Here is a 20,621-nt window from a genome sequence, read left to right as displayed (position 1 = left end):
TGTCAACAACTTTTTTCAAGTTTATTTCCCGAAGCGTTTTGTGTTTGTCACTGTGTGTCAGCGACGATTAATAATATATCACGAAAACGTTCTATCGGTCAACGCCTTTTCGAAACTTTTTTTGAAATAGTTTTATTAAGCATCTTAAACCCTTGTCCTGCATACAATCAAGTAACAATCTTGGACAAGGCAGGAGTGTTTGAATTGAGTCGATTATATGTGTTGCCTATTAAACGGCTGAAGCAAGTTGTCATTATTCTTGTAGCAGCCCTTGCAGCTGCAACCTTTTTTTATGTACAAAAGGCACCGCCGCTGTCGGTATTTAAAACTGAACATGGACCCCGGGCCATTTATAAAGGAGAGACTTCATCAAAACATGTCTCTCTAACTTTTAATATTGGCTGGGGGGATGAGAAGGCTGTTCCTATTTTAAATGTCCTTCGAGAGTACGGTATAAAGAACGCCACTTTCTTTCTGTCTGCTTCTTGGGCTGAGCGTCATCCTGATATCGTGAAACAAATTAGGGAGGACGGCCATCAAATTGGAAGCCTCGGCTATGCTTATAAAAATTATAGCCAGCTTGAAGATAGTGAAATCAAGCAAGATCTTGTCCGTGCACAAAATACATTTCAAAAGCTTGGACTAGATGACATTCAACTATTAAGACCGCCAACTGGACAGTTTAACGAAACAGCACTGAAAATTGCCACACAGTACGGTTATACCGTTGTTCATTACAGCATCAATTCACAGGATTGGCTGAATCCGGGTGTCGACCAAATTGTTCAAAATGTAAATGATCGAATGAAAAGCGGAGACATTGTTCTCCTTCACGCCTCAGATTCAGCAACCCAAACCGCTCAAGCCTTACCAGCTATTTTGAAACAAATAAAAGAAAAGCATTTAAAAAATGTGACGGTTGGCGAACTGATCTCCAACACGAAAACAAAGTCATCAGAAGTTAAGTAGCTTTCGCTTTTGAAAACCGCGGCATCGCTAACAGCTGAAACGCATTACAGCCTAATAGCGGGAACAGCATTAAATACAGCCAGTCCTCTTCATTGACTCTGAGCGCCGGGAACCATTCTAACGACGTGATGACGACCATGAGAAACATTGCGGAAATAAATGTTTTCTTAGAGGACTGCTGCTGTTTAAAATAAGCCACGATCAATGCAAACACACCGATAAAAACAGGCAGCCACAAGTATGGAAGAAATGAAACATTCTCCCCGAAAAACAAAAATCGCAAGTAAGCTAAATCAAACAGCACAAAAATCACAAGAAACAGCTGAATGGTATTCCATAAAGAATGTGACCGGAAAATCTCTAACGCAAACCGGTGCACCGTCAAGAAGACAACAAACCCCATCTGACTAATGACACTAAAGATCATCCCTACACCAATGAACCAAAACAACACAGATGCGATCTCTAGAATTTCAAACGATATAAAAAGCTTCTGGTATTTCCCCCACTCCAGCGCAAAGCCTACCACGCTTGTAATGACCGCTCCAACAGCTAGCACAGAGAAGAAAAAACGAACTAAATCCCGACTTTTCATTGAATTGATCCAACCCCTATTTTTGTTATGTATAAATTTACGTGAAACATTCATATTAAAAGTAAGACATGTAACGAAAGGAGCCACAGTATGTCAAAAGGCATCTTGCGTATAATGAGCTGTTTTCTTCTTTTATCTCTAACAGCTTGTGCTCCCAAAACCCAATCCTCATCTAATATGGACTATGACGAAACAAAAAAAATGGTCGTCGATATATTAAAGACAGATGACGGTAAAAAGGCCATTCAACAGTTATTAAATGACGAGGCAATGAATGAAGCTTTGGTAATGGATGAACAAACTGTGAAAAAAACGATAGAGAAAACACTGACTTCTGATAAAGGCAAAGAGTTCTGGAAGAAGGTCTTTGAGGATTCTAAATTTGCCGAGACTTTCGCAAAATCCATGCAGCAACAGCATGAAAGAATGTTAAAACAGCTAATGAAGGATCCTGACTATCAACAGCTGATGATGGATATTCTCAAGGATCCTGAGATGGAAAAGAAATACGGTGAATTGGTAAAAAGCAAAGAGTTTAGAAAACACTTAGAAAAAGTCATTACGGAAACATTAAGCAGCCCTCTTTATAAGAAGAAATTCGAAGATGAGCTCAAAAAGGCAGCATCCGAGAGCGGCAGTGATTCCGGCTCGAAAGATAGCGAAGGAAGCGATTAGTTAAACATCACCCGAGTGGCATTCATCCACTCGGGCTTTCATTATGCTTTCACTGCTAATTGTTCAATGACTTTATTCGCAATGTGTTGATACACTTCTCCTGTCGGATGACTTGCATCATAGACAGAAGGCGCAAAATCATCCTCATTCCAATCAGGCTGTCTTAAAGGAATTTGGCCAAGGACTGATACACGCAGCTCTTCAGCCAGCTTGTCCCCGCCGCCTTTTCCAAAGACGTATTCCTTTTCACCTGTTTTTTTGCTTTCATAATAGCTCATATTCTCAACGACCCCGAGCACCTCATGATCTGTTTGCAGTGCCATTGCGCCTGCTCTTGCTGCAACGAAGGCAGCTGTCGGATGCGGTGTAGTGACAATGATTTCTTTACAGCTAGGCAGCATTGTATGAATATCAAGCGCCACATCTCCCGTTCCAGGCGGAAGGTCTAATAGTAAGTAATCTAATTCTCCCCACTCAACTTCATGGAAGAAGTTATTTAACATTTTTCCAAGCATCGGTCCTCTCCAAATAACCGGTGCATTTTCTTCAACAAAAAAGCCCATTGAAATCACTTTGACACCAAAGCGCTCCACAGGAATAATTTTTTCCCCTTTAACTGTTGGTCTGACAGTGATTCCCATCATATCCGGTACACTAAAGCCATAAATATCAGCATCAATCAGCCCGACTTTTTTCCCTAGACGAGCCAGCGCTACAGCAAGGTTAACAGAAACAGTCGATTTACCAACGCCGCCCTTTCCACTCGCAATCGCTAAGAACTCAGGCGGATTTTTAGAGTTAAGCAGAGTTTCTTCCTCATCTTGTGATGGCATAAACTTTTCAAGTGTTTCCTGAGGCAGTTCCTCAAAACGAAGTCCTACTGTGTTAGCACCTGCTGCTTTCAAGGCTTGTACGATGTCTTGCTGCAGCTTCATCTGCTCAGCAGTGCCTGTTTTAGCAATGGCCACCTTTAGGCTCACATGCTCTTTCTCAGGCTTTAGGCTGATTTCCTTGATGGCATCCAGCTCACCAAGCGGTATATGAAGGAAAGGTTCGTCCATCTTCCCAACTAGTTTTCTCACATCATCTTGTCCGATCATAGCAGAACCTCACCCTTTATTGAATTCGTTTACAATCCAAGTATATCATACATATCCTTACAATGTCTGTCCTGTTTGCCTGCGATCAAAAGGAAAAAGCCCCTTATTCAGGAGGCTCTTTTTGCTCTGTTAAATATCTTAAAATCCCTTTATAAATAGAGGCAGCAATTTGATCCTGATATTTAGGTGTTGCCAGCTGGCCAGCCTCTTTCGGGTTGGAGAGAAATCCAATTTCCACAAGAGCTCCTGGCTTTGTGACATTTTGCATTAAATAAATGCCATTAATCCGCTTCGCCTTTCGATCCGTGTTTTCAAGATTTCTGCGTAATTCATCTTGAATAAACTTCGCTGCCTTTTCATTCTCTTCATACTTTCCATAAAAAAACGTCTGAGCCCCGCTCCATTTGTTTGATGGTATCGCATTTAAATGAATGCTTAAATAGAGATCCGCTTCAGATTCATTGATGACTTTGACGCGGTTCCTTAAATCCTCCGCTTTCTTTCTGGCATATCCCCTTGTATTCTTTGATGATAAATCAGAATCATCCTCTCGGGTCATGAGAACAAGCGCTCCCTGCTCCTGCAAATAGTCACGTATCTTCATGGATACATCCAGTGCAATCTCTTTCTCAAGCAGTTCTCCTCCTACAGCCCCTCCATCTGGACCGCCGTGACCCGGATCTAAATAGATGATCTTCCCGCTTAGAGGCAAATTCCACGATTTCCATGAATCATCATTTAGAAATTGAAACCTGAATAAGAATAAGAGGACAATAAACCCAATTAAAAACCCTGTCCACTTCAGCTTTCTTTTCATCCCTGTCCCTCCCATACACCATTATTTTATAGATATGGGACAAGGACTGGAAATATGCTTAGTGCAGCCGAAGCTTGTGTCTTTTTTCTGATTCACGAAAGCCTTCCTGCCACCACATGCTTAAAAAATCCTTCGCAAATGGATATAAACATGACATCTTCCGCTCCATACGGAACATATTCCCCCACGATTGCAAGCACCCTGCGAGCTCTTCAATCAGCTCAGCTTCCTCCTGGGAGGACCGCTTTTTGATATCGTCGAATGATTCGCCGTATTTACTCGACTCACCGTATCTCCCGCCAGCTAAGAAAGCTTCAATGGCGAAATCGATGCAGCCATCACTCATTATACCGGCTGGATCATCTGCAAATGGAAACAGCTTCTTTGTGAATTTCTCAGAAGCGGCCGTTACTTGTTGAAGAGACAATGTACGCAAAAGCTTCTTTTCAAGCGTGACATCTCGTTTTGTTTTTAGTTGATAAAATGAAAGCACTTCTGCCATGGACTGAACTCCTTTTTTCTTTGTATTGTTCGTTGGTTTGAACAAAACATGCAGTTCAGTAAATGGAAATGACGGTCAGTGAACGATCGGAATGGAAAATTGTGATAAAATAGATATTTACATATAGAAAGAAACAATAAAGGGGCAAAATCAATGAAGAAATGGATGTATATCCTGCTGCTATTAACTGTCGTCTTATCTGCATGCAGCAGTCAAGCCGCAGAGAAAAAGAGCGGTATAAAAGGAATAGAAGACATATCCTTAAAACAACTTTCAACACACAAAAACACGTATCTCGGTGACAATTCAGCCATTCGTGAAATCTTATCAGATCTTCCTGGAGGCGTAATACGTGAATTTGAAATCATCGATGGGAAAGCATTAGACGTCACGTATGGAGTAAAAGAAAATGCAGGCTATACAGAAGAACAGTTTGACGCCTTCTGGTTTGATCAAAAGGATACGATCGAAAAAACGTATTTATACAACGCCATCGCACTTTTTATTCTTGTCGATAACGTAGAGCAAGTGACACTTAACATGAGCTCGAAAGACGAGCCGTCCGTCACGTTTAAAAGAAAACAGATAGAAAAAAAACTCCCTCACCCTTTTAAAAAGTACAAAGACGATACAACACTTTGGCAAAAGGAACTGGTTGATGGAGTTGTGAAGTCAAAAGAGAAACGCCAAGATGTATACAAAACGTTTCCAATGCAGAAATAATAAAACAGAGGGGTGTTTCCCTCTGTTTTTTGATGTTTATGTAGTGAAAGCCTGTATCAATCGTTGTCGAAAGTTTTGATCCACTGCTGCAGTAAGCATAAATTCGTTGAATACTCCCCCAATCCAGTGAGAATTGTTCGCTTTCAGATCATTGATAAAAAGAGAAATGGATATAGAAGATGTATCTGTTCTTCGATATAAAGCACCTGTGAAAACGAACAATGTTGCTCCGCCTTTATACCAAAGATATTGATCTGTTTCCTTTTTCAATGTTTCTCCCAGTACGATTTGGCTAAAAAGACTCTTTTCTTCTATTGTTAACAGCTCATCCTGGAGACGTTTCATAAATTGTGCATATTGATTGGTTGTAGACTTTGTCAGCTTTTGCGTCAGTAATGATTGTATACGCCAGCCTAATAAGTTCTTTTTTTTCATTTTTTCTTCTAACGCCTTTTTATACTCTGGGTCATTTTTCATGATATTAAAAATCTCATTCATTAGAGATTTGTATTGTTCTTCGGATACACCGCTCATTTTCTTGAATGCATCCCGCCGACGATCAGATACATAAGCGGACCACAAAATCATTGGCGTCAGCGGCATGAGTTCATCATGTTCTGTAAGACCTGCTTGTTTCATCTGATCATTGATCTTTTCTAAGCCCAGCCGGTCAATCAAATAATCCGTACAAGCATTCGAACTGAATTGCATCATCCCTTTGGCAACATCTAATAAAGCCGCATGCTCAGAAAAATCATTGACCTCCAGCCAGTACGCGTGCGCACCACCGTCTGTTCTATCAATATAAAACCGCTCTATATCAGACAATGCCACTTTTTCCTCTAGCTTGATGGCGCCGCTCGATACAGCTTTAACAAAATGAAATAAAACTACTAATTTCACCGTACTTGCAAGTGGTGTTTTTTGATCAGCATTCCATTCTAACACCACATCATCATTTTCAATGATTGTCACTGAAACATCCTTTTTGTTTTTTGCGACAAATGTCAAAAGATCTTCCTTCGTTTTCTTCATATCTCTTTTATACAGCAAGACTTGAACCACCTCGTAAAGTATGACCACACCTATGACAACTAGACCGATTTTGAGTAACATGTTTCTCCTTTCCAAATAACAGAGGATTTATATATTAAATATAGCAAATATTCCTAATAAAGGCACAAAAAAGGCAGAGGTACGTGAATCCTCCGCTTCTTGATATCCTTATTCATGAGGCAAATGCAGCTTCATTCCTTCATGAGTGGCTTCAAATCCTAATTTCTCATAAAAATGGCGTGCTTCTGGCCTCTGTTTATCTGTTGTCAGTTGAATTATATGACAGCCGCGGTCGCTTGCGCGTTGAATGGCCCACTTTATAAGCAGCGAACCGACTCCTTTTCCTCTATGACTCGAAGCCGTACGAACTCCTTCGATGGATGCTCTCCATCCCCCTTGATGTGTAAGAAATGGCGTCATGGTTAACTGAAGAACACCAACTGCTTCTTCCTGGTCACACGCAACAATGAGTTCAATATTTGGATCAGCATCGATTGAACGAAAGGCTTTGATATAACTTTCTAATAATGGGCGAGTGTAACGCTCTCTCTTTTGACCTAACTTATCATCTGAAAGCATGAAGACGATTTTGTCGAGGTCTTCTTGCACGGCTTCTCTCAATGTCAATTGATTTAAATTCAATGAAAGCACCTCCTATGATGGATGGAAGATTGTTTTCACTTACCAAAATACCAGTTAAGAGTGTTCATATAAGATTTGATCAGCTGCTTTTTCATCAAAGTATTTCATACCATGAAAACTGATCAAGCCCTCTTCACGAACCATTCCTCTTGTAAGATGGCATAGTAAAACTCATCCCACCACTCATTTCCTTGTGGTATACATTTTTTAAAATACCCCTCTCTCCTCATCTCCAATTTCTCCATCACTCTCCACGATGGCACATTTTCAGGCTGACAAGTCGCAATGATTCGATGTAAATTCATTGTGTGAAAACCATGATGCAGAACGGCATAAGCCGCTTCTGATGCATAGCCCTTGTTTTGATAGGCAGGATTGAAAACCCAGCCAATTTCATATGTGTGCTCACCAAAGTAAGGATGAAACACGATATGCCCGATACATGTATGATCTTCTTTTAAAAGGACAGCAACATACTTAGCATCTTCATGACAATTATTTTTGACAAATTCCTTCGCATCTTCTTTAGAAAATACATCTTCCGGAATATACTTCATCACCGTCTCATTAGATGTATATGCATAGACATCCTGCCAATCATCCTCAGCAAATGATCGAATGATACACCTTTCTGTTGTTAGATTCATATGACACCCTCCATAGACTTCGTTTTTTAAATAGAAACCTTGCTATGATCCTATTTTATATGTTTCCAAACAGAAAAAAACACAAATAAAAAAGCACCAGCAGGATGCTGATGCTTTTTTTATAAGGTTTGTCTGTAACAAACCTTTGTAAAACGTCCATACAATATAAAATTGATTAACGTTTTGAGAACTGAGGAGCTCTACGTGCGCCTTTAAGACCGTATTTCTTACGCTCTTTCATACGAGGGTCACGAGTAAGAAGTCCAGCACGTTTAAGTGGTGTACGGTACTCAGGATCTACTTCTAGAAGAGCACGAGAGATACCGTGACGAATTGCTCCAGCTTGACCAGAGAATCCACCACCGTGAACATTTACAAGAACATCGTAGCTGTTAGCTGTTTCTGTGATGTTCAAAGGCTGTTTCACGTCTTCGATTAAAGCAGCGAATGGAATGTATTCAGTAATTTCACGATTATTAACGACGATACGGCCTTCACCTGGAACTAAGCGAACGCGCGCTACAGAACTTTTACGACGACCTGTACCGTAATATTGAACCTGTGCCAAATTGTTAACCTCCCTTATAATTAACCGCGAAGTTCGTAAACTTCAGGTTGTTGTGCTTGATGTGGATGCTCAGAACCACGGTACACATTTAATTTTTTGAACATTTGACGACCTAGTGGACCCTTTGGAAGCATACCTTTGATAGCAAGCTCCAACATTTTCTCAGGGTAGTTTGTACGCATCTCAAGAGCAGTTCTTTGTTTCAAACCGCCTGGGTGCATCGTGTGACGGTAGTAAATTTTGTCCGTCAATTTCTTACCTGTTAATTCAATTTTCTCAGCATTGATGATGATGACGTGATCACCTGTATCAACGTGTGGTGTATAAGTTGGTTTGTGCTTACCGCGCAAAAGTGATGCTACTTCAGTAGAAAGACGACCTAGAGTCTTGCCTGCCGCATCAACAACTAGCCATTTGCGCTCAATTGTGCTTGCGTTCGCCATTGGTGTTGTACGCATGAGTTTCCCTCCTAAATAAATCAATGAATTTTCCTTGAATCAAATGCTACGTTCTATTTCAAAACACAGATAAGTCTTCCGGGGCTTATTTGTGGGGTTGAAATACATACCATATGATATCTTATAACTTTCTGCTTCCTGTGTCAAGAACATGTTACACCTGGTTTAGTTGTCATAGAAAACTTCCCATAAATACAGTCCGTGACTAGGCGCAGTCTTGCCTGCCGCTTCGCGATTTCGGGCGGCAAGCATAGCTTTTATCTCCTCAGGGTGAAATTTACCAGAACCGATTTCAAGCAACGTTCCAGCGATAATCCGCACCATGTTGTATAAAAAGCCATTCCCTCTCACACGCATTTCAAGCCCGTCTGAGACGTTTTTCCACTCAAGGGCATAAATAACCCTCACCTTGTCCTGAACCTCTGTATTGGCCGCACAGAAGCTTGTAAAGTCATGCGTCCCAATCAGGTGCTCAGCGGCTTCTCTCATTTTATCGATATCCAGCCGGTAAGGATAGTGGCAGGCATACTGTCTCGTGAACACATTTTGGTGCGTTTCCGTTGAGACCTTATAACGGTACTCCTTGGAAACTACACCAAATCTGGCATGAAACGAGTCATCGACCTCCTCAGCCTTTAGAACACGGATATCATCCGGCAGCAGGCTGTTAAGGGCAAAAGGCCATCTCTCCATCGGGATCGAGAGCGGGGTGTCAAAATGGATGACCTGTCCCTTTGCATGGACACCGCTGTCCGTCCGGCCGGAAGCCACAATCGGAATCAGTTCATCCTGTTTGTGCATTCTTGCAAGGGCTGACTCTATCTCCGTCTGAACGGTTCGCTGCCCTGGCTGCACCTGATAGCCTTTAAAATGTGTCCCATCGTAGGATACGGTACATTTGACCTTCATCTAGGAATCACCTAATTTCTAAGCAGCACAAGGAGTGCTGTTAACAAGATGAATAAAAGCAGCGTGAACGTGTCCTTCATGCCCCAGACAAGCTGACGGTACTTCGTCCGTCCTTCTCCCCCGCGGTAGCCTCTCGCTTCCATCGCGGTCGCCAGTTCTTCTGCACGCTTAAACGCACTGACGAAAAGCGGAACAAGCAAAGGAACGATGGCTTTCATGCGATCCTTTAAAGGCCCGCTTGTAAAATCAACACCTCGTGCCATTTGTGCCTTCATGATTTTATCCGTCTCTTCTAATAACGTCGGAATAAACCGAAGAGAGATGGACATCATGAGAGCAAGCTCATGAACAGGCAGTTTGATTTTACGGAATGGGTGCAGAAGCTTCTCCATCCCGTCTGTCACTTCTATAGGCGTTGTGGTTAACGTAAGAAGTGTCGTCATCATGATGAGATAGACAAAACGGAGTGAAATGAATATTCCTTGCTTTAAACCTTCTTCATAAATATTCAGAAAACCAAAGTGGAATAGCAAGGCGCCATCCTTTGTCATGAAAATATGCAGAATAAAGGTAAACAGGACAATCCATAGGATCGGCTTCATTCCCTTGAGAATAAAGTATAGCGGCACCTGAGAAACCATCACCACAAGGATGGTAAAGACACCTAAAAGCCCGTAAGTGATGTAATTATTAGCAAAAAAAACAATAAAGACAAAAAAGAAAATTGATAACAGCTTTGTCCTTGGATCAAGACGATGGACAAAGGATGAACCTGGCACATATTTGCCGATAATCATACTATCCATCATGATGTCGTGTCCTCCTGATAAAGAGCTGTTAAGGCTTCTGCCATTTCATCCATGGTCAGAAGCGGCCTTGGAAACGTAATACCAAGCTTTTCTTCTACAGTCTGCTGGAATTTAATCGTTTCTGGGAGGTCGAGACCAAACGAAGACATGTCTGTACGATTGGCAAACAACTCTCTCGGCGTGCCTGTCGCCTTCACTGTCCCTTTATGCATCACAATCATTTGATCCGCATAATGAGCGGCATCTTCCATACTGTGTGTAACCAGAATCGTGGTGAGGTTTGCCTTTTGATGAAGGTCATAGAACATGTCCATGATTTCCTTCCGCCCGCGTGGATCCAGCCCAGCAGTCGGCTCATCAAGCACAAGCACTTCTGGCTCCATCGCTAAAACGCCTGCAATCGCCACACGTCTCATTTGACCGCCGCTTAGTTCAAAGGGAGATCGAGATAATAGGGACTCAGGAAGACCAACCAGTTTCAGCATCTCCTTCGCCTTCGCTTCTGCCTTCTCTTGAGGAACGCCGAAGTTCATCGGGCCAAAGCAGATATCCTTGAGGATGGTTTCCTCAAAGAGCTGATGCTCAGGAAACTGAAACACGATGCCTACCTTTTTCCGGAGAGGTTTCATATCCTTCTGCTTTTTATTGGCTTGTAAAACTGTCTTTCCAAGCGCAATGCTCCCCTTCGTTGGTTTGAGCAATCCATTTAAATGCTGCAGCAATGTAGACTTACCAGAGCCCGTATGACCAATGACAGCGACATAGCTGCCCTCTTTGATGGAAGCATTGACATCATACAAAGCGAGACGCTCAAACGGCGTTTTCATTTGATAACGATGCTCTAATTCTTTGATCGTAATGTCCATAGCTCTTTCACCAATCCTTCTTGTGTCAAATGGGCATTTGCAAGCGGCACACCTTGCTGCTTCAATTGCTTGCTCAATCGATAGGAAAATGGCAGATCAAGTCCAATCTGAACCAGCTGTTCATCTAGTTCAAATACTTCCTCTGGCGTTCCCTCGGCAAATTTCTTCCCGCCATTCATCACAATGACGCGGTCTGCCTTGGCAGCCTCGTCTAAATCATGTGTGATGGAAATGACTGTGACCGTTCCTTGTTCCTTCAGTAGTCTAACAGTCTCTAACACTTCTTCACGGCCAATCGGATCAAGCATTGATGTTGCTTCATCCAAGATCATGATGTCAGGGCTTGCGGCAAGCACACCTGCAATAGCGACTCTCTGCTTCTGCCCGCCTGATAGATGGTGCGGCTCTTGATCAAGAAACTCCTGCATATTGACCTGTTTGACAGCCCAATCTACACGTTCTATCATCAATTCCCGCTCAACCCCGTTATTTTCTAAACCAAAAGCCACATCATCACGAACTGTTGAGCCCACAAATTGGTTATCTGGGTTTTGAAAGACCATTCCAACCTTTTGGCGAATATCCCAAACACTTTCTTCTTTGAGCTCAATCTCTCCAACCTTGACCGTACCAGCATCCGGTAAAATGAGCCCATTCAGCACACGGGCAAGTGTGGATTTACCTGAACCGTTATGACCAACAATGGCGAGCCATTCATTTTGATTCACATGCAGTGACACTTGATCTAAAGCGGGCTTGTCCGCATCCTTGTGATAACGAAATACAATGTCCTTTACGTCAATTAATGTCTTCCCCATCTCTACCGGACCTCCTCTCAGCTCAACCTCTTCTTTGCTTATTCCTAAAAAAGCCGTAGTACCTAAAAAAGGGCATAGATCCAGTTATGAACTGTCCCGCCCTTTCTTAGATACACGATATGTGATTAAACTAATTCAATGACAGCCATTGGTGCGCCATCGCCGCGACGAGGTCCAAGCTTCATGATACGAGTGTATCCACCTTGGCGATCTTCGTAGCGAGTTGCAACGTCAGCGAATAATTTTTGAAGTGCATCTTGGTTTGTTTCAGCGTTAGCTACTTCATTACGAATGTAAGCTGCAGCTTGACGGCGAGCATGAAGATCTCCGCGTTTGCCAAGAGTGATCATTTTTTCAACTACAGAGCGAAGTTCTTTCGCACGTGTTTCAGTTGTTTCGATGCGTTCGTTGATGATCAAATCAGTCGTTAGGTCACGAAGCATTGCTTTACGTTGTGCACTAGTGCGTCCTAGCTTTCTGTATGCCATGTGATGTCCCCTCCTTAATTAGAGATGCTGTATGAATAAAAAACACACGAAAATCCTAGTTCACAATGAAACTAGTCAATCGTCTTTACGAAGACCCAGTCCAAGTTCTTCTAGTTTCGCTTTCACTTCTTCAAGAGATTTACGTCCAAGGTTACGAACTTTCATCATATCCTCTTCTGTCTTGTTAGCAAGCTCTTGAACAGTGTTAATACCCGCACGCTTCAAACAGTTGTAAGAACGAACAGAAAGATCAAGCTCTTCAATTGTCATTTCAAGCACTTTTTCTTTTTGGTCTTCTTCTTTCTCAACCATGATTTCAGCATGCTGAGCTTCGTCAGTTAACCCAACGAAAATATTCAAGTGTTCAGTTAAAATCTTAGAACCTAGAGCGATCGCTTCTTTCGGTCCTGTGCTTCCATCAGTCCATACATCTAGTGTTAATTTATCATAGTTTGTGATTTGCCCAACACGGGTGTTCTCCACTTGATAAGTCACACGAGATACAGGTGTATAGATTGAGTCGATCGGAATCACACCGATTGGCTGATCGTCTCTTTTGTTTGCATCAGCAGGATTATACCCGCGACCTCTTTGTGCAGTTAAGCGAACACGGAAGCTCGCATTCTTGCCAAGAGTTGCGATGTGAAGATCTGGATTTAAGATTTCAATATCGCTGTCGTGTGTAATATCAGCAGCTGTTACAGTACCTTCATCTTGTACATCAATTTCAAGCGTCTTCTCTTCTTCAGAGTAGATTTTGAGTGCAAGCTTTTTAATGTTTAAGATAATCGTTGTAACATCTTCAACCACGCCTTCGATCGTTGAGAATTCGTGTAAGACACCATCTATCTGGATCGATGTTACAGCTGCACCAGGAAGTGAGGATAAAAGGATACGACGAAGGGAGTTCCCTAAAGTGGTACCATATCCACGCTCAAGTGGCTCTACGACAAACTTGCCATACTTGGCATCGTCGCTGATTTCAACCGTTTCGATTTTTGGTTTTTCAATTTCGATCATCTAATAAAACCCTCCTTCAAAACGTCGAAACCTCGAATAGAATCATATGAGATTCCATCCGAAATTCCTCATTGTTTAGTCCCGTATGTGCTCAGGCAACGAGTCGTGTATTCGTCTCATAAATAACTGTATCATAACCCATTATTGACAGGGACACAAAATCTATACAAACAAATTACACGCGGCGACGTTTTGGTGGACGGCATCCGTTATGAGGAACTGGAGTTACGTCTCTAATTGCAGTAACTTCAAGACCTGCAGCTTGAAGTGCACGAATTGCAGCTTCACGACCAGAACCAGGACCTTTAACAGTTACTTCAAGTGTTTTAAGACCGTGTTCGATAGAACCTTTAGCAGCAGTTTCAGCAGCCATTTGTGCAGCGAAAGGAGTAGATTTACGAGAACCTCTGAATCCTAATGCACCAGCACTTGACCAAGAAATTGCGTTTCCATGAACATCAGTAATCGTTACAATCGTGTTGTTGAAAGTGGAACGGATATGAGCGATTCCAGCTTCAATATTCTTTTTCACGCGACGTTTACGCGTATTTTGTTTACGAGCAGCAGCCATTCTTTAACTACCTCCTTTACTTATTTTTTCTTGTTAGCTACAGTACGACGCGGACCTTTACGAGTACGCGCGTTGTTTTTTGTGTTTTGTCCACGAACAGGAAGTCCTCTACGATGACGGATTCCGCGGTAGCTTCCGATTTCAATTAGACGCTTAATGTTAAGTGAAACTTCACGACGAAGGTCACCTTCTACTTTAAGTTTGTCAATGATATCACGGATTTTACCAAGTTCGTCTTCAGTTAGATCGCGAACGCGAGTGTCTTCAGAAACACCTGCTTCTTTAAGGACTTGTTGCGCAGTCGTACGACCAATTCCAAAAACATATGTTAAAGAAATGACAACACGCTTATCACGTGGAATATCTACACCAGCAATACGAGCCATGATTTGGGCACCTCCTTGTTATTAGCCTTGTTTTTGTTTATGTTTTGGGTTTTCACAGATCACCATTACTTTTCCTTTTCTGCGAATCACTTTACATTTTTCACAGATAGGTTTAACAGATGGTCTCACTTTCATGTGTTTCCAACCTCCTTCTTCCGGAGTTGCTTTATTTGTAACGGTACGTAATTCTACCACGAGTTAAGTCATATGGAGATAATTCTACCGTAACTTTGTCTCCAGGTAAAATGCGAATGAAGTGCATACGGATTTTTCCTGATACATGAGCCAAAACTGTATGACCATTCTCTAGTTCAACTTTGAACATTGCGTTTGGCAAAGTTTCTGCTACAGTACCTTCCACTTCAATTACATCGTCTTTCGCCATTCAAGTGTTCTCCCTTCTTCAAATCAGTAACTTGCTCTCTGACAAATGTCCAAATGAGAATCTCTCAATTGTCCATCTATCACCCGACCTGTTTTGAATATACTGTTCTGAACTTCCGGAGATACGCAATCATAAAAGGTTATATGATTGATATTTTTTCTTAGGAGAATGAAATTTACGCTTTTCTCCGTCTGCGATTAGTACATGGCAGCCAACGAACATGCCGATGACACCTGTATACTGATCTTGTTCTTTCTTTGGACTATACAGACAACCTGCCCGATTTGGGCCTGAAAGGCTTCAGTGAAGACCTAAATCTTAGTCAGTATATCAAAACCTGTATCTGTAATCGCAATCGTATGCTCAAAGTGAGCACACTTTTTCCCATCAACCGTTACAACCGTCCAGTTATCAGCCAATGTTTTCACATATCGGCTGCCTGCGTTCACCATCGGTTCGATGGCCAACACCATCCCAGGTTTTAGCCGCGGGCCTTTGTTGGGCGGACCATAATGAGGAATTTGAGGGTCCTCATGAAGATCCTGTCCGACCCCATGTCCAACATATTCTCTAACAACTGAAAAATTTTCATTTTCAACATACGTTTGTATGGCATGGGAAATGTTCGACAGACGTTCGCCTGGCTTTGCTTCCTGTAAGCCTTTATATAGAGATTCCTCTGTGACTTCCAGTAGTTTGCGGTCTTCATCACTGATTACCCCAACTGGATAAGTCCAAGCAGAGTCACCATGATAGCCATTTAACTTTGCGCCAATATCGATACTAATGATGTCACCATCACGTAAAACCCGTTTACCAGGAATACCGTGAACGAGTTCTTCATTCACCGAAACGCAAATGCTCCCGCGAAAACCATTATACCCTTTAAAAGATGGGATTGCACCCTGCTTTGTAATAAAACGTTCGGCAATTTGATCCAATTCTTTTGTCGAAATACCTGGTTTTATATGTTTCTTCAGCTCTTCATGAGTCAGTGCGACAATACGTCCAGCTTCTCTCATAATCTCAAGCTCGCGAGGAGTTTTACAGATAATCATTTATTTAATCCTCCAAGCAGGTCCTTGATATCTGCATACACATCGTTAATGTGCTTCGCACCATCAATGTTTACAAGATATCCTTTTTCTGAATAGAAGTTCAGTAAAGGTTCAGTCTGCTTTAAGTTTACTTCAAGTCTAGTCGAAACGGTTTCTGCATTATCATCTGCACGTTGATAAAGCTCGCCTCCACACTTGTCGCAAACATTTTCTTTCGCAGGTGGATTGAATACTAAATGATATGTTGCTCCGCAATTTTTGCAAATTCTTCGGCCAGTCAGACGCTCCATCAAAGCATCTTTATCGACTTTAATATTAATGACATAATCAATCGTTCTGCCAAGGTCCTTTAGAATTTCTTCTAAAGCTTCAGCCTGAGCGACTGTTCGCGGAAATCCGTCCAGAAGAAAACCTTGTTCACAATCATTTTTGCCAAGTCTTTCTCTAACAATACCGATTGTGACCTCATCAGGAACAAGCTCTCCTTTATCGATAAAGGATTTTGCTTCGAGCCCAAGTTGTGTCTCCTCTTTCATAGCAGCGCGGAACATATCTCCTGTTGAGATATGAGGGATCCCATAATCATCAACAATTCGTTCTGCCTGAGTGCCTTTACCAGCACCCGGAAGCCCCATTAAGACTAAGTTCATTTCGGATTTCCCCTTCCTTACTTAGAGAGGTTGGGCAGCTGCCCAGCCCTCTGTTTTATTTCATAAATCCACGGTAATTTCGTTTCACTAATTGGCTTTCAAGCTGTTTCATTGTTTCAAGTGCAACACCTACAACAATGAGAAGACTTGTGCCGCCAATTTGTGCAGCGGAAGGTAATCCAGCGAATTGAATGAAAAAGATAGGAAGTATTGAAATCACGGCTAAGAAAATGGCGCCCACAAACGTGAGTCGGTACAAAATGCTCGTAATTCTATCTTGAGTCATTTTCCCTGGACGAACTCCCGGGATATAGCCACCCTGCTTTTGCAGATTTTCAGCCATTTGTTCAGGATTGACTTGGACAAAGGCATAAAAATATGTGAAAGCAACAATCAGTGCTACATAAATCGTCATACCGATTGGCTTAGTATAGTCAAAGTTGTTGGTTATCCAAGTTGTCACATTATTGGTTCCGAAGAACGATGCGATCGTCTGCGGAGTAATAATGAAAGAAACGGCAAAGATGACTGGAATCACCCCTGCTGGATTCACTTTTAATGGAAGGTGCGTTGCTTGACTAGCAGACATTTGTGCACGGCCAGTTCCCTTTGAATATTGAATTGCAATCTTTCTCACTGCCATTTGAATGTAAATAACACCGATAACAATGACAAGAATGGCAATGACAATAAGGGCAATTTTAAGGATTTGCATGAACAGCTGTCCATCTCCACCTACAAATTGTTGAGCGTACACTTGTTTTAATGTTTGAGGGATACCAGCGATGATACCGGCAAAGATAATAATCGAAATACCGTTACCAACACCGTGAGCAGTAATCTGCTCACCCAGCCACATTAAAAATGCTGTTCCCGCAGTGAGTACGACCGCAATTAAGAGATACGTTGAAACACCAGGGTTTTCAATCAGCATGCCTCCTGCCATATTGTTAAATCCATATGACATTCCTAGCGCCTGGATAAATCCTAGAACAATTGTAAAATACCTTGTGAATTGTGCTAATTTTCGGCGGCCAACCTCTCCTTGCTTTGACCACTCAGTAAACTTCGGAACAACATCCATCTGCAAGAGCTGAATGATGATCGAAGCAGTGATATACGGCATAATCCCCATTGCAAGAATGGAGAATTGGAAAAGTGCCCCGCCCCCAAACGTGTTGAGGATTCCGAAAACACTCATTTGATCCTGTGCCTGGAGAACTTCGGCGTTCACATTAGGCACAGGGATGAAAGCACCTATACGAAAGACGACTAACATTAAAAGTGTGAATATAATCTTATTCCGTATATCTTTCACGCGCATAAAATTGGAGATTGTCTTAAACAAGTTAGATCACCTCGGCTGTACCGCCAGCAGCTTCAATCGCTTCTTTCGCAGAAGCAGAGAATTTATTGGCTTTTACAGTTAATTTTTTTTCTAATTTACCGTTGCCAAGAATTTTTACTCCTGCTTTTAACTTGCTTATTGCACCAGTCTCTAGAAGAAGTTCAGGAGTTACTTCCGTTCCTTCGTCAAAACTGTTTAATCTGTCTAAGTTGATTACCGCGTAATCTTTACGGTTGATGTTTGTAAAACCACGTTTTGGAAGGCGTTGGAATAAAGGCATCTGACCACCTTCGAAACCAGGGCGTACACCGCCGCCAGAACGAGCGTTTTGACCTTTATGACCTTTACCAGAAGTTTTACCGTTACCTGATCCAATACCACGACCAACACGGTTGCGTACTTTACGTGAACCTTCTGAAGGCTTCAATTCATGAAGTTTCATTTGGGCACCTCCTTATCGATTAAAAATGTTTTATTGTTCTTTAACAGAAACTAAATGAGACACCTTGTTAATCATGCCGCGGATCGCTGCATTGTCTTCATGTACGACTGTTTGGTTTGTTTTCTTAAGACCAAGAGTACGAACAGTGACACGCTGATCTTCAGGGCGACCGATTACACTGCGTTTGAGGGTAATTTCTAATTTATTTGCCATTATTGTTCCCTCCTTATCCTAACAGGTCTTCTACAGATTTTCCACGAAGCTTCGCTACATCTTCAGCACGTTTAAGCTCACTTAAACCTTGAAGTGTTGCGCGGATCATGTTGATCGGTGTATTAGAACCTAGAGATTTAGAAAGGATATCAGCTAGACCAGCAAGCTCAAGTACCGCACGAACTGGGCCTCCAGCGATAACTCCTGTACCTTCTGAAGCAGGCTTCAATAGAACGTTTCCTGCACCGAATCGACCGATGATTTCATGTGGAATTGTAGTTCCAACCATTGGTACTTCAATTAAATTCTTTTTCGCATCTTCAACAGCTTTGCGGATCGCTTCTGGTACTTCTTGTGCTTTACCAGTACCGAAACCTACATGACCGTTTTTGTCACCGACAACAACTAAAGCTGCAAAACGGAAACGACGTCCACCTTTAACAACTTTCGCTACGCGGTTAACCGTAACTAAGCGTTCTTCTAACTCTAATTTGCTTGGGTCAATACGACTCATTCGGATGTGTCCCTCCTTCTTTTATTAAAATTTAAGTCCAGCCTCACGAGCAGCTTCAGCTAGAGCTTTTACACGTCCATGATATAGGTATCCTCCGCGGTCAAATACCACGTTAGAGATTCCTTTTTCAACAGCACGTTTTGCAACAAGTTCGCCAACTTTCGTAGCAGCTGCAGTGTCAGAACTATTCTCGATCTTTAACTCTTTATCAAGAGTAGAAGCACTTACAAGTGTTACACCGTTAACATCATCAATTACTTGAGCGTAGATATTCTTGTTAGAACGGAAAACGTTAAGGCGAGGTCTTTCAGCAGTACCTGAAAGTTTCGCACGAACACGAGCATGTCTTTTAAGACGAGTAGCGTTTTTGCTAGTTTTCGTAATCATCCGAGTCACTCCTTTCTTCACATTAAGCGATCTTACTTACCAGTTTTTCCTTCTTTACGGCGAACGAATTCACCTTCGTAACGAATTCCTTTACCTTTGTAAGGCTCTGGAGCACGGACAGCGCGGATGTTAGAAGCTAGAGCTCCTACACGCTCTTTATCGATACCTTTAATGATTACTTTCGTTTGAGATGGAACTTCGATTTCAACTCCAGCCTCAGGAACGATTTCAACTGGATGAGAGTATCCAACGTTAAGAACAAGTTTGTTTCCAGATTTAGCTGCACGGTAACCGACACCGATAAGTTCTAAACCTCTTTCGAAACCTTTAGATACACCTTCAACCATGTTTGCAATCAAGCTGCGTGTTGTACCATGTAATGCACGGTGTTCTTTATTTTCAGACGGACGGCTTACAGTTAAGACGTTGTCCTCAATTTTAATTTCCATATCAGGGTGAAATGCACGAGTTAGTTCACCTTTTGGTCCCTTTACTGTCACTGTGTTATCGTTGTTTGTCACAGTAACTCCTGAAGGGATCTCGATTAGTTTTTTACCTATACGAGACATACCAAGCACCTCCATTCATCTTAAACTTTTTTTACCATACGTAAGCAAGTACTTCTCCACCAGCTTGTTTAGCACGGGCTTCTTTGTCCGATAAAACACCTTGTGATGTAGAAATAATTGCGATTCCAAGTCCGTTAAGTACACGTGGTACTTCATTTGATTTCGCATATACGCGTAAACCAGGTTTACTGATTCTTTTAAGACCAGTGATAACACGTTCGTTGTTTTGGCCGTATTTAAGGAACAAACGGATAATTCCTTGTTTGCTGTCTTCGACGTACTCAACGTCACGGATAAAACCTTCACGCTTTAAGATTTCAGCAATTTCTCTTTTGATTTTTGAAGCCGGTACTTCTAGCTTCTCATGACGTACCATGTTCGCATTGCGAATACGAGTCAGCAAATCTGCAATCGGATCTGTCATAACCATTATTTA

Annotated in this window: 31 protein-coding genes and 1 pseudogene; 3 read left to right on the top strand and 29 right to left on the bottom strand. The window is 42.0% G+C overall.

The annotated features are described in order from the left end of the window. Nucleotides 1-204 precede the first annotated feature (204 nt). On the top strand, nucleotides 205-969 hold the full coding sequence (gene pdaB, locus MHB66_RS00960; RefSeq protein WP_024425619.1) for a polysaccharide deacetylase family sporulation protein PdaB: 765 nt from the start codon (nucleotides 205-207) through the stop codon (nucleotides 967-969). Here the strand turns inward: pdaB and MHB66_RS00955 are convergent. After that, nucleotides 962-1,564, bottom strand: a complete 603-nt coding sequence (locus MHB66_RS00955; protein WP_046314392.1) for a KinB-signaling pathway activation protein — start codon at nucleotides 1,562-1,564, stop codon at nucleotides 962-964. The two genes, pdaB and MHB66_RS00955, sit on opposite strands and share 8 nt — an antisense overlap. A gap of 90 nt (nucleotides 1,565-1,654) precedes the next feature. On the opposite strand from MHB66_RS00955, the gene gerD reads away from it, so the two are divergent. After that, entirely contained in the window at nucleotides 1,655-2,239 is a 585-nt protein-coding gene (gerD, locus tag MHB66_RS00950; RefSeq protein WP_024425617.1) for a spore germination lipoprotein GerD, read from the top strand. A gap of 41 nt (nucleotides 2,240-2,280) precedes the next feature. On the opposite strand, the gene MHB66_RS00945 is transcribed toward gerD, so the two are convergent. From MHB66_RS00945 to MHB66_RS00935, 3 genes are all read right to left on the bottom strand, one after another. Then, on the bottom strand, nucleotides 2,281-3,339 hold the full coding sequence (locus tag MHB66_RS00945; protein WP_024425873.1) for an Mrp/NBP35 family ATP-binding protein: 1,059 nt from the start codon (nucleotides 3,337-3,339) through the stop codon (nucleotides 2,281-2,283). A 103-nt stretch (nucleotides 3,340-3,442) separates the two neighbouring features. Further along, nucleotides 3,443-4,156 carry an N-acetylmuramoyl-L-alanine amidase CwlD gene (gene cwlD, locus MHB66_RS00940; protein WP_034283867.1) on the bottom strand — a complete coding sequence of 238 codons (714 nt, stop codon included), beginning with the start codon at nucleotides 4,154-4,156 and terminating at the stop codon, nucleotides 3,443-3,445. A gap of 58 nt (nucleotides 4,157-4,214) precedes the next feature. Continuing rightward, the gene (locus MHB66_RS00935) at nucleotides 4,215-4,658 is read right to left on the bottom strand and encodes a DUF2521 family protein (protein WP_044333888.1); all 444 of its coding nucleotides are present in this window, start codon (nucleotides 4,656-4,658) and stop codon (nucleotides 4,215-4,217) included. 153 nt (nucleotides 4,659-4,811) lie between these two features. Between MHB66_RS00935 and MHB66_RS00930 the strand changes: the two genes are divergently transcribed. Further along, complete coding sequence (locus MHB66_RS00930; RefSeq protein ID WP_046314389.1) at nucleotides 4,812-5,381, top strand: DUF4825 domain-containing protein; 570 nt, start codon at nucleotides 4,812-4,814, stop codon at nucleotides 5,379-5,381. Nucleotides 5,382-5,417: 36 nt separating this feature from the next. Here the strand turns inward: MHB66_RS00930 and MHB66_RS00925 are convergent, their stop codons facing one another. The 25 genes and pseudogenes from MHB66_RS00925 to rpsH form a co-directional block, all read right to left on the bottom strand. Further along, nucleotides 5,418-6,497 carry a serine hydrolase gene (locus tag MHB66_RS00925; protein ID WP_235362393.1) on the bottom strand — a complete coding sequence of 360 codons (1,080 nt, stop codon included), beginning with the start codon at nucleotides 6,495-6,497 and terminating at the stop codon, nucleotides 5,418-5,420. Between the two features lie 108 nt (nucleotides 6,498-6,605). Then, nucleotides 6,606-7,079 (bottom strand): GNAT family N-acetyltransferase, encoded by a 474-nt coding sequence (locus tag MHB66_RS00920; RefSeq protein ID WP_041115149.1) that lies wholly within the window; start codon nucleotides 7,077-7,079, stop codon nucleotides 6,606-6,608. A 122-nt stretch (nucleotides 7,080-7,201) separates the two neighbouring features. Further along, on the bottom strand, nucleotides 7,202-7,726 hold the full coding sequence (locus MHB66_RS00915; RefSeq protein WP_041115151.1) for a GNAT family protein: 525 nt from the start codon (nucleotides 7,724-7,726) through the stop codon (nucleotides 7,202-7,204). A 175-nt stretch (nucleotides 7,727-7,901) separates the two neighbouring features. Then, nucleotides 7,902-8,294 carry a 30S ribosomal protein S9 gene (gene rpsI / locus MHB66_RS00910; protein WP_034283876.1) on the bottom strand — a complete coding sequence of 131 codons (393 nt, stop codon included), beginning with the start codon at nucleotides 8,292-8,294 and terminating at the stop codon, nucleotides 7,902-7,904. 20 nt (nucleotides 8,295-8,314) lie between these two features. Then, nucleotides 8,315-8,752: a 50S ribosomal protein L13 gene (gene rplM, locus MHB66_RS00905; RefSeq protein WP_003217042.1), complete on the bottom strand. Its 438-nt coding sequence runs from the start codon at nucleotides 8,750-8,752 to the stop codon at nucleotides 8,315-8,317. A 165-nt stretch (nucleotides 8,753-8,917) separates the two neighbouring features. Beyond that, complete coding sequence (gene truA / locus MHB66_RS00900) at nucleotides 8,918-9,661, bottom strand: tRNA pseudouridine(38-40) synthase TruA (protein ID WP_034283879.1); 744 nt, start codon at nucleotides 9,659-9,661, stop codon at nucleotides 8,918-8,920. 11 nt (nucleotides 9,662-9,672) lie between these two features. Continuing rightward, the gene (locus MHB66_RS00895) at nucleotides 9,673-10,470 is read right to left on the bottom strand and encodes an energy-coupling factor transporter transmembrane protein EcfT (RefSeq protein WP_034283880.1); all 798 of its coding nucleotides are present in this window, start codon (nucleotides 10,468-10,470) and stop codon (nucleotides 9,673-9,675) included. After that, the gene (locus tag MHB66_RS00890) at nucleotides 10,467-11,336 is read right to left on the bottom strand and encodes an energy-coupling factor ABC transporter ATP-binding protein (RefSeq protein ID WP_046314386.1); all 870 of its coding nucleotides are present in this window, start codon (nucleotides 11,334-11,336) and stop codon (nucleotides 10,467-10,469) included. Before MHB66_RS00890 ends, MHB66_RS00895 begins: the two co-directional genes overlap by 4 nt. Next, nucleotides 11,312-12,154 carry an energy-coupling factor ABC transporter ATP-binding protein gene (locus tag MHB66_RS00885; RefSeq protein ID WP_046314383.1) on the bottom strand — a complete coding sequence of 281 codons (843 nt, stop codon included), beginning with the start codon at nucleotides 12,152-12,154 and terminating at the stop codon, nucleotides 11,312-11,314. The genes MHB66_RS00890 and MHB66_RS00885 overlap by 25 nt, the downstream gene beginning before the upstream one ends. Before the next feature lie 125 nt (nucleotides 12,155-12,279). Then, nucleotides 12,280-12,642, bottom strand: coding sequence for a 50S ribosomal protein L17 (gene rplQ / locus MHB66_RS00880; RefSeq protein ID WP_003216944.1), 363 nt, complete (start codon nucleotides 12,640-12,642; stop codon nucleotides 12,280-12,282). Between the two features lie 75 nt (nucleotides 12,643-12,717). After that, nucleotides 12,718-13,662: a DNA-directed RNA polymerase subunit alpha gene (locus tag MHB66_RS00875; RefSeq protein ID WP_003217009.1), complete on the bottom strand. Its 945-nt coding sequence runs from the start codon at nucleotides 13,660-13,662 to the stop codon at nucleotides 12,718-12,720. Between the two features lie 175 nt (nucleotides 13,663-13,837). Beyond that, nucleotides 13,838-14,233 (bottom strand): 30S ribosomal protein S11, encoded by a 396-nt coding sequence (rpsK, locus tag MHB66_RS00870; RefSeq protein WP_003217231.1) that lies wholly within the window; start codon nucleotides 14,231-14,233, stop codon nucleotides 13,838-13,840. A 20-nt stretch (nucleotides 14,234-14,253) separates the two neighbouring features. After that, complete coding sequence (gene rpsM / locus MHB66_RS00865; protein WP_003217023.1) at nucleotides 14,254-14,619, bottom strand: 30S ribosomal protein S13; 366 nt, start codon at nucleotides 14,617-14,619, stop codon at nucleotides 14,254-14,256. A 21-nt stretch (nucleotides 14,620-14,640) separates the two neighbouring features. Beyond that, on the bottom strand, nucleotides 14,641-14,754 hold the full coding sequence (gene rpmJ / locus MHB66_RS00860) for a 50S ribosomal protein L36 (RefSeq protein WP_003156543.1): 114 nt from the start codon (nucleotides 14,752-14,754) through the stop codon (nucleotides 14,641-14,643). A gap of 31 nt (nucleotides 14,755-14,785) precedes the next feature. Continuing rightward, nucleotides 14,786-15,004, bottom strand: coding sequence for a translation initiation factor IF-1 (gene infA, locus MHB66_RS00855; protein WP_003217190.1), 219 nt, complete (start codon nucleotides 15,002-15,004; stop codon nucleotides 14,786-14,788). Next, nucleotides 14,982-15,270, bottom strand: a pseudogene (locus MHB66_RS00850) (RNA-binding protein). Before MHB66_RS00850 ends, infA begins: the two are co-directional and overlap by 23 nt. A 45-nt stretch (nucleotides 15,271-15,315) precedes the next feature. Beyond that, on the bottom strand, nucleotides 15,316-16,062 hold the full coding sequence (gene map, locus MHB66_RS00845; RefSeq protein WP_003217210.1) for a type I methionyl aminopeptidase: 747 nt from the start codon (nucleotides 16,060-16,062) through the stop codon (nucleotides 15,316-15,318). After that, nucleotides 16,059-16,712, bottom strand: a complete 654-nt coding sequence (locus MHB66_RS00840) for an adenylate kinase (protein WP_034283883.1) — start codon at nucleotides 16,710-16,712, stop codon at nucleotides 16,059-16,061. Before MHB66_RS00840 ends, map begins: the two co-directional genes overlap by 4 nt. A 55-nt stretch (nucleotides 16,713-16,767) precedes the next feature. Then, entirely contained in the window at nucleotides 16,768-18,060 is a 1,293-nt protein-coding gene (secY, locus tag MHB66_RS00835) for a preprotein translocase subunit SecY (RefSeq protein WP_007496334.1), read from the bottom strand. Nucleotide 18,061: 1 nt separating this feature from the next. Continuing rightward, a complete protein-coding gene (gene rplO / locus MHB66_RS00830) occupies nucleotides 18,062-18,502 on the bottom strand; it encodes a 50S ribosomal protein L15 (protein WP_003216888.1) in 441 nt (146 codons plus the stop codon). Between the two features lie 30 nt (nucleotides 18,503-18,532). Beyond that, nucleotides 18,533-18,715, bottom strand: coding sequence for a 50S ribosomal protein L30 (gene rpmD / locus MHB66_RS00825; protein WP_003217067.1), 183 nt, complete (start codon nucleotides 18,713-18,715; stop codon nucleotides 18,533-18,535). Nucleotides 18,716-18,728: 13 nt separating this feature from the next. Then, a complete protein-coding gene (rpsE, locus tag MHB66_RS00820; protein ID WP_007496332.1) occupies nucleotides 18,729-19,229 on the bottom strand; it encodes a 30S ribosomal protein S5 in 501 nt (166 codons plus the stop codon). Between the two features lie 24 nt (nucleotides 19,230-19,253). Continuing rightward, nucleotides 19,254-19,616 (bottom strand): 50S ribosomal protein L18, encoded by a 363-nt coding sequence (gene rplR / locus MHB66_RS00815; protein WP_008356544.1) that lies wholly within the window; start codon nucleotides 19,614-19,616, stop codon nucleotides 19,254-19,256. Between the two features lie 32 nt (nucleotides 19,617-19,648). Then, nucleotides 19,649-20,185 carry a 50S ribosomal protein L6 gene (gene rplF, locus MHB66_RS00810; protein ID WP_024425602.1) on the bottom strand — a complete coding sequence of 179 codons (537 nt, stop codon included), beginning with the start codon at nucleotides 20,183-20,185 and terminating at the stop codon, nucleotides 19,649-19,651. Nucleotides 20,186-20,216: 31 nt separating this feature from the next. Beyond that, nucleotides 20,217-20,615, bottom strand: a complete 399-nt coding sequence (gene rpsH / locus MHB66_RS00805) for a 30S ribosomal protein S8 (protein ID WP_007496327.1) — start codon at nucleotides 20,613-20,615, stop codon at nucleotides 20,217-20,219. Nucleotides 20,616-20,621 lie beyond the last annotated feature (6 nt).

It is taken from the genome of Bacillus sp. FSL L8-0167 (assembly GCF_038630295.1).
Lineage (GTDB): Bacteria > Bacillota > Bacilli > Bacillales > Bacillaceae > Bacillus > Bacillus safensis.
The sequence above is the reverse complement of the archived record's forward strand: the minus strand, read 5'-3'. Positions and strand labels throughout refer to the sequence as shown.

What these genes read in the sequence shown, in the direction of transcription:
- rplR (WP_008356544.1), bottom strand. Translation starts at nt 19,616, where the DNA reads ATGATTACGAAAACTAGCAAAAACGCTACTCGTCTTAAAAGACATGCT.
- rpsM (WP_003217023.1), bottom strand. Translation starts at nt 14,619, where the DNA reads ATGGCTCGTATTGCTGGTGTAGATATTCCACGTGATAAGCGTGTTGTC.
- rplF (WP_024425602.1), bottom strand. Translation starts at nt 20,185, where the DNA reads ATGTCTCGTATAGGTAAAAAACTAATCGAGATCCCTTCAGGAGTTACT.
- rpmJ (WP_003156543.1), bottom strand. Translation starts at nt 14,754, where the DNA reads ATGAAAGTGAGACCATCTGTTAAACCTATCTGTGAAAAATGTAAAGTG.
- MHB66_RS00955 (WP_046314392.1), bottom strand. Translation starts at nt 1,564, where the DNA reads ATGAAAAGTCGGGATTTAGTTCGTTTTTTCTTCTCTGTGCTAGCTGTT.
- rpsK (WP_003217231.1), bottom strand. Translation starts at nt 14,233, where the DNA reads ATGGCTGCTGCTCGTAAACAAAATACGCGTAAACGTCGCGTGAAAAAG.
- MHB66_RS00895 (WP_034283880.1), bottom strand. Translation starts at nt 10,470, where the DNA reads ATGATGGATAGTATGATTATCGGCAAATATGTGCCAGGTTCATCCTTT.
- rplO (WP_003216888.1), bottom strand. Translation starts at nt 18,502, where the DNA reads ATGAAACTTCATGAATTGAAGCCTTCAGAAGGTTCACGTAAAGTACGC.
- MHB66_RS00925 (WP_235362393.1), bottom strand. Translation starts at nt 6,497, where the DNA reads ATGTTACTCAAAATCGGTCTAGTTGTCATAGGTGTGGTCATACTTTAC.
- MHB66_RS00935 (WP_044333888.1), bottom strand. Translation starts at nt 4,658, where the DNA reads ATGGCAGAAGTGCTTTCATTTTATCAACTAAAAACAAAACGAGATGTC.
- truA (WP_034283879.1), bottom strand. Translation starts at nt 9,661, where the DNA reads ATGAAGGTCAAATGTACCGTATCCTACGATGGGACACATTTTAAAGGC.
- rplQ (WP_003216944.1), bottom strand. Translation starts at nt 12,642, where the DNA reads ATGGCATACAGAAAGCTAGGACGCACTAGTGCACAACGTAAAGCAATG.
- MHB66_RS00930 (WP_046314389.1), top strand. Translation starts at nt 4,812, where the DNA reads ATGAAGAAATGGATGTATATCCTGCTGCTATTAACTGTCGTCTTATCT.
- map (WP_003217210.1), bottom strand. Translation starts at nt 16,062, where the DNA reads ATGATTATCTGTAAAACTCCTCGCGAGCTTGAGATTATGAGAGAAGCT.
- MHB66_RS00890 (WP_046314386.1), bottom strand. Translation starts at nt 11,336, where the DNA reads ATGGACATTACGATCAAAGAATTAGAGCATCGTTATCAAATGAAAACG.
- rpsH (WP_007496327.1), bottom strand. Translation starts at nt 20,615, where the DNA reads ATGGTTATGACAGATCCGATTGCAGATTTGCTGACTCGTATTCGCAAT.
- infA (WP_003217190.1), bottom strand. Translation starts at nt 15,004, where the DNA reads ATGGCGAAAGACGATGTAATTGAAGTGGAAGGTACTGTAGCAGAAACT.
- MHB66_RS00945 (WP_024425873.1), bottom strand. Translation starts at nt 3,339, where the DNA reads ATGATCGGACAAGATGATGTGAGAAAACTAGTTGGGAAGATGGACGAA.
- cwlD (WP_034283867.1), bottom strand. Translation starts at nt 4,156, where the DNA reads ATGAAAAGAAAGCTGAAGTGGACAGGGTTTTTAATTGGGTTTATTGTC.
- rpmD (WP_003217067.1), bottom strand. Translation starts at nt 18,715, where the DNA reads ATGGCAAATAAATTAGAAATTACCCTCAAACGCAGTGTAATCGGTCGC.
- MHB66_RS00840 (WP_034283883.1), bottom strand. Translation starts at nt 16,712, where the DNA reads ATGAACTTAGTCTTAATGGGGCTTCCGGGTGCTGGTAAAGGCACTCAG.
- gerD (WP_024425617.1), top strand. Translation starts at nt 1,655, where the DNA reads ATGTCAAAAGGCATCTTGCGTATAATGAGCTGTTTTCTTCTTTTATCT.
- MHB66_RS00915 (WP_041115151.1), bottom strand. Translation starts at nt 7,726, where the DNA reads ATGAATCTAACAACAGAAAGGTGTATCATTCGATCATTTGCTGAGGAT.
- MHB66_RS00875 (WP_003217009.1), bottom strand. Translation starts at nt 13,662, where the DNA reads ATGATCGAAATTGAAAAACCAAAAATCGAAACGGTTGAAATCAGCGAC.
- rpsE (WP_007496332.1), bottom strand. Translation starts at nt 19,229, where the DNA reads ATGAGTCGTATTGACCCAAGCAAATTAGAGTTAGAAGAACGCTTAGTT.
- rplM (WP_003217042.1), bottom strand. Translation starts at nt 8,752, where the DNA reads ATGCGTACAACACCAATGGCGAACGCAAGCACAATTGAGCGCAAATGG.
- MHB66_RS00885 (WP_046314383.1), bottom strand. Translation starts at nt 12,154, where the DNA reads ATGGGGAAGACATTAATTGACGTAAAGGACATTGTATTTCGTTATCAC.